General features: G+C 76.3%; 1 protein-coding gene. It reads right to left on the bottom strand.

From position 1 onward, the window contains the following. Positions 1 to 778, bottom strand: a 778-nt coding sequence (locus tag SACPADRAFT_RS24920; RefSeq protein ID WP_198048243.1) for an acyl-CoA dehydrogenase family protein, incomplete at both ends; no start/stop codon positions are given.

Raw genomic sequence — 778 nt, 5'->3', positions numbered from 1 at the left:
GGGCGTGCTCGCCCGCGGCCTCCAGCGCGGCGCGGGCGACGCCGACGTACACCGCGGCGTAGGAGGCCACCAGCCACTGCGGCATGCTCTCGGCCAGCGGCAGGGCCAGGCCCTCGACCCCGCCGAGCAGGGCGTCGGCGGGGACCTGCACGTCGAAGTGCACGTCGTGGCTGGCGGTGGCGCGCATGCCCAGCGCGTCCCACGTGTGCTCGACCCGCACGCCCGGCCCGTCGGGAACGAGGAAGTGAGACACCGCGGGCTCCCCGGAGGCGGGATCGTCGGTGGCCTCCTGGGCCGCCAACAGGTAGGCGTCGGCGTGCCCGGCGCCGGAGACGAACGCCTTGCTCCCGGTGATCCGGTATCCGCCGTCGACCGCGCGGTAGGTGGTCGAGACCCGGGACAACCGCGACCCTGCCCCGCGTTCGCTCATCGCCACCGCGTACAGCGCCCCGGCGGCGGCGTCGGCGAGGACCCGGTCCCGGGTGGCGAAGAAGGTCTCCGACGCGCCCAGTGCCCGGACGAGCGCGTCGGGGGTGAGCGCCAGGGCCCCGGTCACCGAGGCGTGCATGTTGAGGATCAGGGCGGTGGCGCCCGCACCCCGGCCGAGTTCGCTCGCGACGTCGACGTAGTCGGCGAACGATGCGCCGGACCCGCCGAGCCGGGTGGGCACCATCAGGCCGAGCAGCCCGGCCGCGCGCAGGTCGTCGACGTCGGCGGTGGGGAACGCTCCCGTCGTGTCGTGGTCGGCGGCCCGCCCGGCGAACCGCGGCGCGAGCCC

The sequence above is a fragment of the Saccharomonospora iraqiensis subsp. paurometabolica YIM 90007 genome, assembly GCF_000231035.2.
Taxonomy (GTDB): domain Bacteria; phylum Actinomycetota; class Actinomycetes; order Mycobacteriales; family Pseudonocardiaceae; genus Saccharomonospora; species Saccharomonospora paurometabolica.
The sequence above is the reverse complement of the archived record's forward strand: the minus strand, read 5'-3'. Positions and strand labels throughout refer to the sequence as shown.